Source organism: Dactylosporangium sp. NPDC049140 (genome assembly GCF_040648435.1).
Genome location: NZ_JBEZDS010000002.1, coordinates 13378 through 28587 on the forward strand (window position 1 = coordinate 13378; position 15210 = coordinate 28587).

The 15210-nt window shown below is 71.8% G+C and carries 13 protein-coding genes; 8 read left to right on the plus strand and 5 right to left on the minus strand.

Annotation, left to right across the window (positions count from 1 at the left end; genetic code table 11):
• Positions 1–153 precede the first annotated feature (153 nt).
• On the minus strand, positions 154–2568 hold the full coding sequence (gene pepN, locus AB0B76_RS03780; RefSeq protein WP_360368831.1) for an aminopeptidase N: 2415 nt from the start codon (positions 2566–2568) through the stop codon (positions 154–156).
• 366 nt (positions 2569–2934) lie between these two features.
• Here pepN and AB0B76_RS03785 point away from each other — a divergent pair, with 366 nt between their 5' ends.
• Positions 2935–3246: a hypothetical protein gene (locus tag AB0B76_RS03785; RefSeq protein ID WP_360368834.1), complete on the plus strand. Its 312-nt coding sequence runs from the start codon at positions 2935–2937 to the stop codon at positions 3244–3246.
• Here AB0B76_RS03785 and AB0B76_RS03790 read toward each other — a convergent pair.
• Entirely contained in the window at positions 3231–4205 is a 975-nt protein-coding gene (locus tag AB0B76_RS03790; RefSeq protein WP_360368837.1) for a hypothetical protein, read from the minus strand. The genes AB0B76_RS03785 and AB0B76_RS03790 overlap by 16 nt on opposite strands.
• Positions 4206–4620: 415 nt before the next feature.
• Positions 4621–5514, minus strand: coding sequence for a BadF/BadG/BcrA/BcrD ATPase family protein (locus AB0B76_RS03795; protein WP_360368840.1), 894 nt, complete (start codon positions 5512–5514; stop codon positions 4621–4623).
• Positions 5515–5631: 117 nt separating this feature from the next.
• On the opposite strand from AB0B76_RS03795, the gene AB0B76_RS03800 reads away from it, so the two are divergent.
• The 6 genes from AB0B76_RS03800 to AB0B76_RS03825 are packed head-to-tail and all read left to right on the plus strand — an operon-like array spanning position 5632 to position 11697.
• Entirely contained in the window at positions 5632–6528 is an 897-nt protein-coding gene (locus tag AB0B76_RS03800) for a MurR/RpiR family transcriptional regulator (RefSeq protein WP_360370172.1), read from the plus strand.
• Positions 6525–7277 (plus strand): SIS domain-containing protein, encoded by a 753-nt coding sequence (locus AB0B76_RS03805; RefSeq protein WP_360368843.1) that lies wholly within the window; start codon positions 6525–6527, stop codon positions 7275–7277. The genes AB0B76_RS03800 and AB0B76_RS03805 overlap by 4 nt, the downstream gene beginning before the upstream one ends.
• A 19-nt stretch (positions 7278–7296) precedes the next feature.
• Positions 7297–8718 (plus strand): N-acetylglucosamine/diacetylchitobiose ABC transporter substrate-binding protein, encoded by a 1422-nt coding sequence (gene ngcE / locus AB0B76_RS03810; protein ID WP_360368845.1) that lies wholly within the window; start codon positions 7297–7299, stop codon positions 8716–8718.
• Complete coding sequence (locus AB0B76_RS03815) at positions 8718–9626, plus strand: sugar ABC transporter permease (protein WP_360368848.1); 909 nt, start codon at positions 8718–8720, stop codon at positions 9624–9626. The genes ngcE and AB0B76_RS03815 overlap by 1 nt, the downstream gene beginning before the upstream one ends.
• Before the next feature lie 23 nt (positions 9627–9649).
• Positions 9650–10438, plus strand: a complete 789-nt coding sequence (locus AB0B76_RS03820; protein ID WP_360370175.1) for a carbohydrate ABC transporter permease — start codon at positions 9650–9652, stop codon at positions 10436–10438.
• 35 nt (positions 10439–10473) lie between these two features.
• Positions 10474–11697: a glycosyl hydrolase gene (locus tag AB0B76_RS03825; protein WP_360368851.1), complete on the plus strand. Its 1224-nt coding sequence runs from the start codon at positions 10474–10476 to the stop codon at positions 11695–11697.
• Between the two features lie 261 nt (positions 11698–11958).
• Here AB0B76_RS03825 and AB0B76_RS03830 read toward each other — a convergent pair whose 3' ends face one another.
• The gene (locus tag AB0B76_RS03830; RefSeq protein WP_360368854.1) at positions 11959–13143 is read right to left on the minus strand and encodes an alpha/beta fold hydrolase; all 1185 of its coding nucleotides are present in this window, start codon (positions 13141–13143) and stop codon (positions 11959–11961) included.
• A gap of 63 nt (positions 13144–13206) precedes the next feature.
• Between AB0B76_RS03830 and AB0B76_RS03835 the strand changes: the two genes are divergently transcribed.
• A complete protein-coding gene (locus tag AB0B76_RS03835; RefSeq protein WP_360368857.1) occupies positions 13207–14331 on the plus strand; it encodes a winged helix DNA-binding domain-containing protein in 1125 nt (374 codons plus the stop codon).
• On the opposite strand, the gene AB0B76_RS03840 is transcribed toward AB0B76_RS03835, so the two are convergent.
• Entirely contained in the window at positions 14290–15114 is an 825-nt protein-coding gene (locus tag AB0B76_RS03840) for a DUF72 domain-containing protein (protein WP_360370178.1), read from the minus strand. The two genes, AB0B76_RS03835 and AB0B76_RS03840, sit on opposite strands and share 42 nt — an antisense overlap.
• Positions 15115–15210: the final 96 nt, after the last annotated feature.

Below are 15210 nucleotides of genomic sequence, written 5' to 3' on the forward strand. Positions count from 1 at the left end.
CGAGACGCCGAGCCGCGGCGGTGCGCGCCTGGAGACGCCGAGCCGCGGCGGTGCGCGCCTGGAGACGCCGAGCCGCGGCGGTGCGCGCCTGGAGACGCCGAGCCGCGGCGGTGCGCGCCTGGAGACGCGGCGCGCGTAAAGCTCGCGTAGCGCTCAGGCGTCCCGGGCCCAGCGGCGCAGCTCGTCGGTGCCGTCGGCGATCTCGCGGCGCAGCAGGGGGTCGAGGTCGGTCCGGCCCAGCATCGCCTCGGCCGGGGCGAGGGCCCGCGCGGAGTACAGCGGGAAGGCGAACCGGACGACCTTCAGCGCCGCGAGCGGGTAGCGCCCCTCGAGCATGGCGGGCACGTCGGCGAAGTAGCGCTCGGCGTACGCGTCGGTGAGGGCCTCCTGGCCCGGCTGCCAGAACGCCTCGGCGTTGGCCACGGCCAGGCGGGGGTTGGGGTCGTGCACCAGGGTCTGCCAGGCCGCGGCCTTGGCCTCGGCGTCGGGGCGGGCGGCGCGGCCGGCGGCGGCCCGCTCGGCGCCCTTCGCGCCGGGGTCGCGGCGCTCCTCGGCGGCGAGCTCCTCGGCCGTGGCGTCGCCGAGGGCGCACAGGCGCAGCAGCAGGGACCAGCGCAGGTCGGCGTCGATGGCCAGGCCGTCGGGGGCGCCGGGGCCGCCCGCGAGCCACGCCCGCAGCAGCGGCGCATCGGCCACCGTGGACAGTGCCCGCGCGGTCGCCAGCTGGCGGGGCGAGCCCGGCGCCGCGGCGGCCAGCGCGGCCGCGCACACCTCGGCCAGCGGGGCGAACGGGATCAGGCCGCGGCGGGCCAGGGCGTCGCGCGCGAAGGTCACGACCTCCTCGAAGATGCCCTCCTGACGCTCCGCCGGCAGGGCCGCGACCAGCAGGTTCAGGAACTCCGGCGGGGGCATCTCGCCGTCGCGCACGGCGTCGGTCACGGCGGTCCAGATCACCGCCCGGGCCAGGGGGTCCTCCAGGTCCGGCAGCACCGCCGGCAGGGCCGCGCGGCTGAAGGCGTCGAAGCGGATCTTCGCGTACGTCTCGTCGCCGTCGTTGAGCAGCAGCACGGTGCCCGACGGGGGCGCGGCCACGCCCGGGACCACCGCGTCCGGGCCGTCGATGGTGAACGGGACCCGCCGGACCGAGCCGTCCGAGGCGTACGCCGACACCGTCAGCCGGTGCGGGCGCAGCGGCCGGCCCGACTGCTCGACGACCAGGCCCGCCGCGTCGCGCGACGCGACCGCGCGCAGGGTGTTCGCGCCGGTGCTGCGCAGCCACAGCTCCGCCCAGCCGGTCAGGTCGCGGCCGGCCGCCGCGCCGATGACGCTCAGGAAGTCCGCGAGGTCGGCGTTGGCGAAGCGGAAGCGGTCGAAGTACGAGCGCAGGCCGGCCCGGAACACGTCGTCGCCGAGCAGGACCGACAGTTGGCGCAGGGCCGCGGCCCCCTTGGCGTAGGAGATCCCGTCGAAGTTCTGGAAGGCCACCGCCGTGTCCGCGACGTCCTCGGGGGCGACCGGGTGGGTCGAGGGGCGCTGGTCCGCGAGGTACCCCCACCGCTCCCGCCAGATCGCGAAGTCCGCGAGCGCCGTCGGATGGCGCCCGGTCTCCGCCGCGACCCGCCAGCCCATGAGCTCCGCGAACGCCTCGTTGAGCCACACGTCGTCCCACCACCGCAGCGTCACGAGGTTGCCGAACCACATGTGCGCCATCTCGTGCGCCATCACCACGAAGCGCCGGTGCCGATCGCTGTCGGTGGCGCCCGCGCGGAAGAGGAACTCCTCGCGGTAGTTCACCAGCGCCGGGTTCTCGACCGCGCCGCCGGAGAACTCGGGGACGAACGCCTGGTCGTACTTGGCGAACGGGTACCGCACGCCGAACAGCTCGTGGTAGCGGTCGAACGCGGCCGCCGTCGCGCCGAACAGCTCCTCCGCGTCGGCGTCGAGCGCGGCGGCGAGGCTGCGCCGGCACAGCAGCCCGAGCGGGATGCCGTCGTGCGTGCGCTCCAGCACGTGCCAGGGGCCGGCCAGGAAGCTGAACAGGTAGGTGGACAGCGGCGGCGTCGGCGCGAACTCCCACCGCCCGTCGCCGCCGGAGCGCACCGGCGCGTTGGCCCGGACCGTCCACTGTGGAGGTGCGAGGACCGTCAGCGTCATCGGCGCCTTGAGGTCGGGCTGGTCGAAGCAGACGAACATGCGCTGCGCGTCGTCGAGCGGGGCCTGGCCGTAGAGGTACGTCTCGCCGTCCTCGGGGTCGACGAAGCGCAGGATGCCCTCGCCGCTGGCCGGGTACGGCGCGGTGAACCCGGCCTCGAGCCGGTTCTCGGCGGCCAGCCCGGCCAGCACGACCCGGCCGTCCACGACCGGCACCTCGCGGCCGTTCAGCGTCGCGTGTACCGCCTGAGCGCCCTTGACCTCGGCGAACGTCGACGCGCCGGGGGAGGAGCAGCGGAACTGCACCACCGTGCGCGACTCGAAGGAGGCGGGGCCCAGGTCCAGCTCGATGTCGTAGGAGTCCACCGCGATGAGCCGTGCGCGCTCGATCGCCTCCCGTCGGGTCAGGCTCGACATGATCCAGACGCTACCCGCTCGCCCCGCCGTCACCTGCGGGGGCTAGCTTTCGGCCCGTGGACGGGTACTGCGAGCGCCTCGGCCCGGGCCTGTGGGCCGAACCCCTGAACGCCGTCTCCAACGCGGCCTTCCTCGTCGCGTGCGCGGTGCTCCTGGTGCGCACACGGCATCGAACCCTGCCGATCATCCTCGGCGTCGTGGGGCTGTGCAGCCTGTCGTTCCACACCTTCGCGAACGGCTTCACCGCGGCCCTGGACTCGCTGTCGATCCTGGTGTTCGTGCTCGTCGCCGTGGTGCTGCTCGCCCGCTACGGGCTCGGGGCCGGGAAGGGCCTGGCCGGCCGCGCCCGCGTTCCTGGTGTTCGCCGTGGCCGTCGACGTCCTGCTCGGCCTCGCGGGGCGGCAGTACACCCTCGGCGGTTATCTGCCCGCCCTGCTCGGGCTGGGCGGCTTCGCCGTCGCCCTGCGCTCGCGGCCGCTCGGCGTCGCCGCGGTCGTCTTCGCCGTCTCGCTCACCCTGCGCACGCTCGACGAACCCCTGTGTGACCAGGTCCCGGCGGGCCTGCACTGGGCCTGGCACTGCCTCAACGCCGTGGTGCTCTACCTGGTCGCCGTTTCAATTGACAAACTTCGATGGGCGTTCGGCTCCCCGGCACCGGATCGTCAGCTGCCGACATAAGGGTCGCCGGTATGACTGAAGGGCAATTCGGACGGCGGGCGCTGCTGCAGGCCGCCGTCGCCGGGCGGCAGTGGCTGATCCTGGCCCTCGACTGGCGGGTGTCGGACAAGGGCCTGGCGTGGGCGCAGGCCGTGCTCGACCAGCACCGGACGCTGCCGGTCGTCCTCACCACCCACGAGCTGGCCTGGTCCGAGGACAACGGCCAGGCGCACCTGTCGGACTACGGCCAGCGGCTGTGGGACCGGTTCATCAAGCGCAACGACCAGATCTTCCTCACCCTCAACGGGCACTTCTGGCCGCCGGGGCGCACCGTGCTGCGCAACGACGCCGGCCACGACGTGCACGTGCACATCACCAACTACCAGGACCGCTACTACGGCGGCGCCGGCATGATCCGGCTCTACCGCTTCGACCTGGCCCGCGGCGCCGTCGACGTGGAGACGTTCTCGCCGTGGTTCCTGCGCCGCGACCCGCACCAGCGCAACCCGCTGGAGGCCGAGACGATCGAGCTGACCGGGCCGGCCGACCGGTTCAGCCTCGAGATCGACTTCGCGGCCCGGTTCGCCGGCTTCGCCCCGGTGACGCCGCCCGGCCCGCGCCCGCCCGCCGCGGTGATCGGCCGCGACACCGCCGCCTACTGGCGCTTCGACGTCAACGGCCTTCCCACGGCCGGTGGGGCCGTTCCCGCCGGTACCGTCGTCAAGGACCTGACCGGCAAGGGCAACGACCTCGTCGTGAAGCGCCTGCACGACAGCGCCGCCGGCGCCCTCACGTGGTCGGCCGAGCATCACCTCGGCGCGCCGGCCCACGCGAGCCTGCGCTTCGACGGCGGCAAGTCCCCGGACCGCGGCGCGATCCTGGAGGCGGTCGCGAAGGCCCCGATCAACGCCAACCGGTTCGAGCGCGGCTACACCATCGAGGCGTTCGTGAAGTTCCCGGAGCCGTTCGAGGGCGACCACGCGTGGATGGGCATCCTGTCGTGGGAGGGCCGCAACGGCGACGCGGGCAAGACCAGCGGCTGGTCGACCGAGGAGCCGACGTGCAGCCTGAACCTGTCGCCGGAGCGGTTCCTGCAGTTCGTGGTCTACCCCACCGACCGTGACGCCGACCCGACGTCGTGGAGCCACGCGCTGCCGGTCGGGCGCTGGATGCACCTCGCGGTGGTGAACGACGCGCGCCGGACGGTGGTGTACGTCTCTAGGCGGCAGAGCCTCAAGCGGGCCCCTCGGGGGCCGATCGGGCGGTCGGTGGCGCCGGTTCCGCGCCACCGACGTCTCCCGTGCTCGTGCCCTCGCGGTGGCGCTGCGCACGATCGTGTCCGGGCGCGACGCGGCGGACCGGGTCCGGTCGCTGGAGCTGCCTCGACCAGGCGCGCTACGCGATCCTCGACGGGGCGGTCACCGTGCCGGCGGCCTGACGCAGGGCCAGCCGGGCGGCGCCCAGGGCCGGGTCGACCGCGGTCCCCACCTCGGTGCCGCGCTCGTGCAGGCGCGCGAGGACGGCGTGGCGGACCGGGGTGTCGGCCACGAGCAGCCCGCCGCCCAGCACTACGGGGGCCCCGGGCGCGCCGAGCTCGTCGAGCGTGGCCGTCAGCCGGGTCGCGGCCTCTTCCACGATCGCCGTGGCGTCGGGGTCGCCCGCCTCGGCCAGCTCGCACACGATCGGCGCGAGGGCCCCGAACGGCGGCAGCGCCTGGGCCCAGTGCACCAGCTCGTCGGCGTTCGCGACACCCGCGTGCGCCGCGACCCGCCGGGCCAGGGGCGAAGGCCAGCGCCGGGCCGCCCGCCGGACCGCCTGCAGCCCCAGCCACAGCCCCGAGCCCTCGTCGCCGAGCAGCCAGCCCAGCCCGTCGGCGACGCGGGTGACCTCCAGGCCGTCGACAAGCGCCGCGACCGCCCCCGTGCCGCAGATGAGCACCGCCCCGGACGCGCGGTCGCCGCCGGCCGCGAAGGCCGTGACCGCGTCGCCCACGATCGTCATCGGGCCGGTCACGCCCAGCCGCGCCCACTCGGCCGCGAACGCGGCCGCGATCGCGGGGTCGGCCAGGGCACTGGCCCCGGCGACGCCGACCACCCCAGAAGTCACCGTCGCCGGGGCCGGCCCGAGCGCGGCCCGCAGCGCCGACCCGATGGCGTGCGCGGCCGCCGGACCGCTCGCGGCCGGGTTGCCGGGCCCGGCGGACCCGCGTCCGAGCACGGTGCCCGTCTCGTCGACGACCACCGCCTTCGACGACGTCCCGCCGGCGTCCACGCCAACCACGACTGCCATGGCGTCGATGGAAACATAGAAAATGCTTATTGACTAGAAGTTGAAGTGGTCGTAATTTTCATCGCCAAGGCGCAACGATGAAAAGGATGACCGAAGTTGACCGGTGAGAGTGGCGGGCTGCTGGGCCGGCTCCGCATCGAGGGGCCGACGATGCCGGACGCCCTGGCCAAGATCGCCGAGACGATCCTCGAAGATCCCGAGACGGCGGCGCACGCCAGCATAGTCGACCTCGCCGAGCGCTCGGGCACCTCGACGGCGACCGTCACGCGGTTCAGCCGGACGCTCGGCTTCAAGGGGTACGCGAACCTGAGGGTGGCGATCGCGACCGAGACCGGGCGGGCGGAGCAGGCGCGCTGGGAGACCGACATCAGCGGCGACATCGCGCCGGGCGACCCGCTGGGCGACGTGCTCGGGGTGATCACCGCCGCGGACACCCGGGCGATCCAGGCGACCGCGGCCGGGCTCGACGTCGCCGCCGTCGAGCGCGTCGCGGAGGCCATCGCCGGCGCCGGGCGCGTCGAGATCTTCGGGTTCGGCTCCAGCGGTACCGCCGGCCGGGAAATGGCCTTCCGGCTCGAGCGCATCCGCGTGCCGGTCTGGTACCGCTCCGACAGCCACACCGCGCTCACCAACGCGGCGCTGCTCGGCCCGGGCGACGTCGCGATCGGGCTGTCGCACTCCGGGCGCACCCGCGAGGTCATCGAGACCCTCGCCGAGGCCGCCGACCACGGCGCGACGACCGTCGCGGTGACGTCGTTCGGGCGTTCGCCGCTGGCCGAGGTGGCCGACGTCGTGTTCACCACCTCGGTCCACGAGACCACCTTCCGGGTGGCGGCCCTCTCCGCGCTGCACTCGCAGCTGCTGGTCCTGGACCTCATCTACGTCGCGGTGGCGCAGCGCACCTACGAGCGCACCGCCGAGGCCCTCGAGCTGACCGTGCGCGCCGTCGACGCGCACCGGCTGCCCGACACGACCAACACCCGCAAGCGACCACGGAGGGACAAGCCGCTGTGACCATCAGAAGTGCCGACTACGTCGAGGTGATCCGGGCCGCCATCGAGCGCGTCGGCACCACCCAGGGCGACCGGGTGGCCGCGGCCGCCGACCTGATGACCGCGACGATCCAGGCCGGCGGGGTGATCCAGGCGTTCGGCTGCGGGCACTCCGAGGCGCTGGCCATGGAGATCGCGGGCCGGGCCGGCGGGCTCGTGCCCACCAACCGCATCGCCCTGCGCGACATCGTGCTCTACGGCGGCGAACCGCTCAGCGCCCTGGCCGACCCGCAGCTGGAGCGGACCCCGAGCGTCGCCCACCGCCTCTACGACCTCGCCCCCGTCAAGCCCGACGACACGTTCGTCATCGCCTCCAACTCCGGCGTCAACGGGGCCGTGGTGGAGATGGCGCAGCTGGTCAAGCAGCGCGGGCACGCGCTCATCGCGATCACGTCGCTGGAGCACTCCGCGCGCGTCGACTCGCGCCACGACAGCGGCCTCAAGCTCGGCGACCTGGCCGACGTGGTGCTCGACAACGGCGCCCCCTACGGCGACGCGTCGCTGCCGCTGCCCGGCGGCGGGGCCGTCGGGGCGGTCTCCTCGATCACGGCGGCCCTGCTCGCCCAGCAGATCGTCACCGAGGTGGTGGCGCGCCTGCTGGCCTTCGGCGTCACGCCGCCGGTCTACCTGTCCGACAACGTGCCGGGCGGACGGGAGCACAACGCAGCACTTGAAGCGCGGTACGCCGGGCGCATCCGGCGTACCGCATAAAAGGAGAGCGAGCCTTGCCATGAACCCCTCACCTCTCACCCCACCGTATCCCAGCCGCCGTTCGATCCTGAAGGGTGCCGCCGGCGTTGCCATCGCCGCGCCGCTGCTCAGTGCCTGTGTCACCGGCGGCGGGGGCGACGACAAGCCCGCGGCCAACACCGGCAACAAGAGCTCGGACAACCCACTCGGGGTCAAGGACGACGCCCCGCTCGAGGTCGTCATCTTCAAGGGCGGCTACGGCGACGACTACGCCAAGCACGCCGAGGACCTCTACAAGGGCAAGTACGCCAAGGCGACGATCGACCACAAGGGCATCCAGAAGGTCGGCGAGGCGCTGCAGCCCCGGTTCGTGGCCAACACGCCCCCGGACGTGGTCGACAACACCGGCGCCGGCCGGCTCGACCTGGCCGCGCTCGTCGGCACCAAGCAGCTGTCGGACCTCACCGAGCTGCTCGACGCCCCCTCGTTCGACGACCCGAACACCAAGGTGCGCGACACGCTGCTGCCCGGCGTCGTCGACGACGGCACCTTCGACAAGCAGGTCCTCACGCTGAACTTCACCTACACCGTGTGGGGCCTGTGGTACTCCAAGCCGCTGTTCGCGAGCAAGGGCTGGGCGTACCCCAAGACGTGGGACGAGATGCTCGCCCTCTGCGCGACAATCAAGGCGGCCGGCGTCGCGCCCTGGACCTACCAGGGCAAGTACCCCGAGTACATCAACGACCCGCTGCTCACCATGGCGGCCAAGATCGGCGGCGAGGCGCTGCTCAAGAGCGTCGACAACCTCGAGCCGAACGCGTGGAAGGCCGACGGGCTCAAGGCCGCCGCGGAGGCCTTCGCGGAGCTGGCCGCCAAGGGGTACATCATGAGCGGCTCCGAGGCCCTGTCCCACACCGAGGCGCAGGCCGCGTGGTGCCAGGGCAAGGCCGCGTTCATCCCCTGCGGCTCGTGGCTGGAGAGCGAGCAGAAGGGCGTCGCTCCCAGCGGCTTCGACATGGTGATGGGCGCGGTGCCCGCGCGCACCGGCAGCGACAAGATGGGGGCGGCGGCGGTACAGGCGGCAAGTTCCGAGTCGTTCGTGGTGCCGTCGAAGGCCAAGAACGCCGCGGGCGGGATGGAGTACCTGCGCATCCTGTTCTCGAAGCAGTCGGCGAAGGCGTTCGCGCAGTCCGCGGGCACGCTGCCGGCCGTGGCCGGGGCCACCAACGGGCTCACCCTGAGCAGCGGCCTCGGCTCGACCAGCGACGCGATCAAGGCGGCCGGCAAGGAGGCCTTCACGTTCCGGTTCCGCACCTGGTACGCCCCGCTGGCCAAGGCCGTCGACGACGCGACCGGCGAGCTGGTCAACAAGCGCGCCACGGCGGCCGAGTGGGCCGAGCGGGTTCAGAAGGCGGCCGACGCGCTCGCGAAGGACTCCGGCGTCAAGAAGTACACCCGCTGATGAAACACGGTCGGCTCCGGTTCCTCCTCGGTGCGCTCCTGCCCGCACTGGTGCTGCACGTGCTGTTCGTGCTGTCCCCGTACGCGCAGGCGTTCTACCTCTCGCTCACCGACTGGACCGGCGTGGCCGGCGAGGCGCACTTCGTCGGGGCGGGCAACTACGCCCGCCTCGGCGGCGACTCCCTGTTCCTCGACGCGGTGCGCAACAACGCGGTCATGCTCGTGGTCATCCCCCTGGTCACCATCGGCCTGGGGCTGTTCCTGGCGAGCATGCTGCACCTGGGCGGCCGCGACGGGCGCCGGGGGATCGCGGGCTCCCGCGTCTACCAGATCGTGTACTTCTTCCCGCAGCTGCTGTCGCTGGTCATCGTCGCCGTGCTGTGGCAGTTCATCTACAACCCGAACAACGGCCTGCTCAACGGGGCGCTGCGGGCGGTCGGGCTCGGCTCGGCGGCGCGCAGCTGGCTGGCCGAGCCGTCCCTGGCCCTGCCGGCCGTGATGGCCGTGCTGGTGTGGTCGTCGGTCGGGTTCTACATGGTGCTGTTCAGCGCGGCGATCGACTCGATCCCGAAGGAGCTGTTCGAGGCCGCGCTGCTGGACGGGGCCGGCGGCTGGGCGACGTTCCGCAACGTGACGCTGCCGCTCGTGCGCGACACGGTGCAGGTCGCGTTCGTGTACCTGGGCATCGTGGCCCTGGACGGGTTCGCCGTCGTGCAGGTCATGACGGTCGGGCCCGGCGGCCCGGACGGAGCCACGGAGGTGATCGGGCTGTCGCTGTACCGCAGCGCCTTCATCTACGGCAAGTTCGGCTACGCCTCGGCGATGGGGGTCGCGCTGTTCTTCGCGACGCTGACGCTGGCCGTGCTCGCCCTGCGGGCGGGCCGCAAGGAGAGGGTCGAGCTCGCGTGAAGCGTGTGCTGCCGCATGTGGCGATGCTCTGCTGGGGCGTGGTGACCGCGCTGCCGCTGCTGTGGGCGGTGCTGAGCTCGTTCAAGACCGACAACGAGATCCTCAACGACCCCTGGTCGGTACCGTCGCGGCCGCATTTCGAGAACTGGTCGCGGGCCTGGAGCCAGGCCGACATCGGGCGGTACTTCCTCAACAGCCTGATCGTCGTGGGCGGCGGGCTGCTGCTCACCATGCTGCTCGGCTCGCTCGTGGCGTATGCGCTGGCGCGGTACGAGTTCCGGGGCAACCGGCTCATCTACTACGTCTTCGTCGCGGCCATGTTCTTCCCGGTGTTCCTGGCCCTCGTGCCGCTGTTCTTCGTCGTGCAGCAGCTGCACCTGCTCGGCACCTACCAGGGGCTGATCCTGGTCTACGCCGCCTACGCGACGCCGTTCACGGTCTTCTTCCTGCACGCGTTCTTCCGCACGCTGCCCAACGAGGTCGCCGAGGCCGCGTTCATGGACGGCTGCTCGCACGCGGGGGTGTTCTTCCGCGTCATGCTGCCGATGGCCCGGCCGGGTCTGGTCGCCGTCGGCATCTTCAATTTCCTCGGGCTCTGGAACCAGTACCTGCTCCCGCTGGTTCTCAACCCCGACCCGGACCGGTACGTCCTGGCGCAGGGATTGGCCTCCCTGTCGGTCAGCCAGGGCTACCGCAGCGACTGGAGCGGACTGTTCGCCGGCCTCACGATCGCCATGCTGCCGGTGCTCATCGCCTACGTCGCGTTCCAACGGCACATCCGCGCCGGTATGACCGCCGGCGCGGTCAAGTAGCAGGTTCTTCAGGATTGATGGGGAGGACTCTATCCATGTCCATCGGTAAACGTCGATCTCTAGCGATCGCGTCCGCCATCGCGTTGGCCGGCGCGGCGGGCGCAGTCGCGCTCACCGCAGCCACCGTCGGCACCGCCAGTGCCGCCGCGAACAACTGCGGGTACCTGTTCGACGACTTCAACTACGGCTCGTCCTCCGACGCGTCGCTGACCGCGCACGGGTGGGTGCCGCGCACCTACGCCGGCGGCCCGGGCGTACCCGGCGCCACCTGGTCGGCCAACAGCATCACCTTCCCGACCAACGGCGGCCAGAAGGTCATGCAGCTCACCGCCTCGACGGACGGAACCGGCGGGGGAACCAACCAGGCCGAGCTCTACACCGCCCAGAAGCGGTACCTCGAGGGCACCTACGCCTCGAGGATCCGCTTCACCGACACGCCCGTCTCCGGCAACGACGGCGATCACATCAACGAGACGTTCTTCACCATCAGCCCGCTCAACGGCGACCTCGACCCCACCTACAGCGAGCTGGACTTCTCGGAGTACCTGCCCAACGGCGGCTGGGGCGAGACCGGGCCGATCAACTACCAGACGACCTGGTACACGTACCGCAACGACCCGTGGTACGCCGACAACGTGCACTCGGAGGAGCGCCAGAGCTTCGACGGCTGGCACGACCTGGTCATCACCGTCTCCGGCGGGCACGTCATCTACTACATCGACGGCGCCCAGGTGGGCGACCACTCCGGCAAGTTCTACCCGCGGCAGACGATGACCATCAACTGGAACCTGTGGTTCATCGACACCGCGGCCCACGCCGGCGGCCTCTCGACCTACATCCAGCAGGTCGACTGGGTGCTGTACGCGAAGAACCAGGTCCTGACCCCGAGCCAGGCGACGTCACAGGCGGCCGCCTACCGCAGCGCGGGCAACGCGTTCACCGACACCGTGGACGCGTCCGGCCCGTGCGTGACGCCCTCCGGCTCCACATCCGCCTCTCCGTCCAGGTCCCAGTCGTCATCGCCGTCGCCATCCCCGTCCACCTCCACGCCGCCGGCCACAAACTGCGCCACGGCTCCGGAGTGGTCGATCAACGGCATCTACACGGCCGGGCAGACGGTCAAGCACGAGAAGAGCGCCAACGGCAACCCGAACGGCCCGGGATCGGGGCAGGGGAAGCACTTGTGGCGCGCGAAATGGTGGACGCAGGGCTCGGAGCCCGGCTGGACCGCCAACTGGGAGGACCTCGGCCACTGCTGAGGTTTGTCTTGCGCTCGAGTTTTCGCGCGGGCCGGCGCCGTCTCTTCTCTCGGGGGCGCCGGCCCGTCCTCTTGCCTGCGCTGTGTCGGCGCCTGCTCACGCTGCGGGTCGATCAAGGCTTTGGGGGCGGTGGGATTTTTTGGGGGTGGGTAAACTTGAGCAATCGGAACAGCACGCGCGACCCGCGTTCATCTGTTTCTCTGTTTCTGCCTCGCCTCTCTCTTCCTCGTCTCGCTCTCTGTGACTCTGTGACTCTTCGTCTCACCTCTCTGTGATCAGTCTCCAGACCTCCGCCGGCGCCTGGTCCGGCGCGAAGTGCCCAGCTCCTTCGATCACCCCGGTCGCCACGTCCCTGACGCCGGCCGCCCGGAGCCCTGCCGCGTACGCCGCGATGTCCCCGCCCTCGAACTCGCCCCGCAGGTACAGCAGCGGCGTGCGCACGTCGACGGCCCCGGCATTGGCGGCCGCGTCGGCGGGGAACGCCCGGTACCACGAGAACCCGGCCTCGAGCGCTCCGGGCGCGGCGTAGGCGGCGGCGTAGACCGCGCGCGCCTCGTCCGGCACCGCGGAGGGCTCGGGGGAGAGGATGTCGTAGAAGTAGTCGAAGTAGGCGCGCTCATGGCCGCGGACGAGCAGCTCGGGGAGGCCGGGGACCGCGTGCAGCCCGAAGTGCCAGATGTACGGGTTGCGCCGCACCTCTTCCCACGGCTCGACGCCGGGCACGACGGTGTTCATGATGACGGCGCGGCGCAGCTCCTGGCCGTACGCGCGGAGGTAGGCGAACGTGACCATGCCGCCGCAGTCGTGACCGACGAGGGTGATGTCGCTGAGCCCGAGTGGTTGCAGCGCCTCGCGTACGGCGGCGGCTAGGGCGGCTTTGGTTCCGGCGGCCTGGGCGCCGTTGGTTCCACCGGCCGGGTCGGCCTTGGTTTCGTTGGCTGGGGCGGCCTTGGTCCCGGCGGCCGATTCGTTGGCGTCGGTGCTGTCGGTGGCGTGGCTGGCGTTGGTGCTGTTGCCCGCGTCGGCGTCGTGGCTGACGCCGCTGCCGGCGGTGTTGGTGTGACTGGCGTCGATGCTGTTGCCCGCGTCGGCGTTGTGGTTGGCGGTGGTGTTGTTGCCGGCGGTGGTGTGGCTGGCTTCGATGGTGTTCGCGGCGGCGGTGGTGTGGCTGGCTTCGATGGTGTTCGCGGCGGCGGTGGTGTGGCTGGCTTCGATGGTGTTCGCGGCGGCGGTGGTGTGGCTGGCCTCGATGGTGTTCGCCGCGGCGGTGGTGGTGTGGCTGGATGTCGCTCGGCGGGTCAGGTCCAGCAGGTCCAGCGCCACGGCGAAGTTGCCCTCCGCTGCGGCCAGGTGCATCACCTCGCGCCAGCAGTGTGGCGTTTCCGGCCAGCCGTGCAGGAAGACGTACGCGGGTGCGGCTGGGTCGCCCTCGGTAACGATTGTCATGTCTCAGCTGTACCCGGAAGTGGCGGTCAGGAATTGGCCGCATTTGGCCGTACGGTCGGCTGCGTGCGGATCTCATTGCGGGCGCTCAATCGGACCTATCTGCGGCGGCAGCTGCTTGTCGGGGCCGGGTCTCGGACCGTGGCCGACGTTGTTCGGCGGGTTGTGGCTGTTCAGGCCCAAGAAGTTGATGCGCCTTATGTGGGGGTTTGGGCGCGTTTAGATGAGTTTGGGCATGCACAGCTGATTCAGGCGCTGCATGATCGGAGCGTTGTCCGCGGGGGGTTGTTGCGCGGTACCCAGCATCTCTGTGTTGCCGCGGACTATCTCTGGATGCGGCCGCTCCTGGCCCGGCGTATGGGGAATTTCGGGCTTTCCGCGTTTCGGCGGCAGCTTGAAGGGGTCGATCTCGCCGAGCTCACACAGCATGCGCGGGACGTGCTCGCCGGGCGCACGATGACTCGGCCGCAGTTGGCTCGGGCGCTTGCCGAGTGGTACCCGGGGCGGGAGACGATTGCGCTCGCCTGGGCTGCGCAGCACCAGCTTGCCCTCGTGCATCCGCCGCCCTCCGGGATCTGGCGGCGGCGTGGGCATGTGCATGTCGCGCTTGCCGAGGACTGGATCGGGGCGCCGCTCGAAAAAGAAGCCGGTGAGGGCGGAGAAGGCGTAGAAGGCACAGCGCGCCGAGACGCGCACGTTCAAGAGCTGTTCCGGCGGTACCTCGCCGGCTGCGGGCCCGCCACCGCCGCCGACTTTCAGAACTGGTCGGGGCTGCGCCGCGTACGCGAAGAGGTCGAGGCAATGCGCGCTCAGCTCCGCGTGTACGTCGACGACGCCGGGCGGGAGCTGTTCGACCTCCCCGAGCTCGAGCTCGCCGACCCCGATGAGGACGACGCCGTACCCGTGCGGTTCCTCCCCGAGTTCGACAACCTCGTGCTCAGCCACGAGGACCGGTCGCGCATCATCCGGGAGCCCGGCGATCGGGCGCTGATCTGCCCCGGGTACTCCATCGTCCGACCCACCTTCCTCGAAGACGGGTTCGTGGCCGGCACCTGGACGGTCGAGCGCGGAACGCTGGAGGTGCAACCGTTCCGGCCGCTGCGCGACCCCGCCGCCGTTGTGGCCGAAGGGGAGCGGCTGCTCGCGTTCCTAGAAGAGGGTCAGGGGGCCGACCGGGTCCGGATCCGGTAGCGGCGGCAGGTCCGGCACCAGGGCGCGCACGGCCGCGTGGAAGTCCCGGGCCAGTTGGGGCGCTTCGGCGTTGTCGGGCGTGTGGATGAAGAACGTGGGGGAGCGGCCCTCGCGCAGCCAGAGCGCGGCCTGGCGTACCCAGCCCGGCCAGCCGTCGACGGTTTCCCGGCGGGCGTCGCGGCCGAGGTACCGGACGATCGGCCGCGACGTCAGGGCGACTGTGCGGCGGGGCAGTCGCGGCTTCTTCGTCCACGCGTCGCGCTCGGCGTCGCTCGTCGGCGGCGCGGCGAAGAACGCGGTCGTGTCGAACGGGACCCACTCCGCGCCGACCGGAGCCAAAGCGTCCTCCAGGGTCCGTGCGGCCCCGGCGAAGAAGTCGGGGTGGCGGACCTCCACCGCGCGGTGGTACTGCGACGGCAGCCGGCGCAGGAACCCGGCCAGCGCCGGCACGTCGGCCGGGGCGAAAGACGGCGGCAGCTGTACCCACAGTGCGTGCACCCGCGCCCCGAGGGGCTCGATCGCGTCGAGGAACGTGCGCAGGTCCGCCTCTCCGCCGGGCCCGAGGCGGTGTTCGTGCGTGACCGGCCGCGGCAGCTTGAGCACCATGCGGAAGTCCGGATCGGTCTGCCGCGCCCACGTGTGGACGGTCTCGCGGCTCGGCGTCGCGTAGAACGTGGTGTTGCCCTCGACCGCGTTGCACCAGCCCGCGTACGCCCGCAGCCGCTCACCGGCCGGCAACGGGTGCTCGACGAACCGGCCCTGCCATGCCTTGAGGGTCCACATGGCGCAGCCGACGTGCAACGCGGGCGTGGTCAAGGCGGTCGTCCTCCGGCGGGTCGGGGGTGCTCGCCGAACACGGTACCCAGGCGAGGAGCGCGG

Bases quoted from the DNA above. Each gene is read 5' to 3' on its own strand.
- AB0B76_RS03795 (WP_360368840.1), bottom strand. From the start codon at position 5,514: ATGGCAGTCGTGGTTGGCGTGGACGCCGGCGGGACGTCGTCGAAGGCG.
- AB0B76_RS03840 (WP_360370178.1), bottom strand. From the start codon at position 15,114: ATGTGGACCCTCAAGGCATGGCAGGGCCGGTTCGTCGAGCACCCGTTG.
- pepN (WP_360368831.1), bottom strand. From the start codon at position 2,568: ATGTCGAGCCTGACCCGACGGGAGGCGATCGAGCGCGCACGGCTCATC.
- AB0B76_RS03815 (WP_360368848.1), top strand. From the start codon at position 8,718: ATGAAACACGGTCGGCTCCGGTTCCTCCTCGGTGCGCTCCTGCCCGCA.
- AB0B76_RS03825 (WP_360368851.1), top strand. From the start codon at position 10,474: ATGTCCATCGGTAAACGTCGATCTCTAGCGATCGCGTCCGCCATCGCG.
- ngcE (WP_360368845.1), top strand. From the start codon at position 7,297: ATGAACCCCTCACCTCTCACCCCACCGTATCCCAGCCGCCGTTCGATC.
- AB0B76_RS03830 (WP_360368854.1), bottom strand. From the start codon at position 13,143: ATGACAATCGTTACCGAGGGCGACCCAGCCGCACCCGCGTACGTCTTC.
- AB0B76_RS03820 (WP_360370175.1), top strand. From the start codon at position 9,650: ATGCTCTGCTGGGGCGTGGTGACCGCGCTGCCGCTGCTGTGGGCGGTG.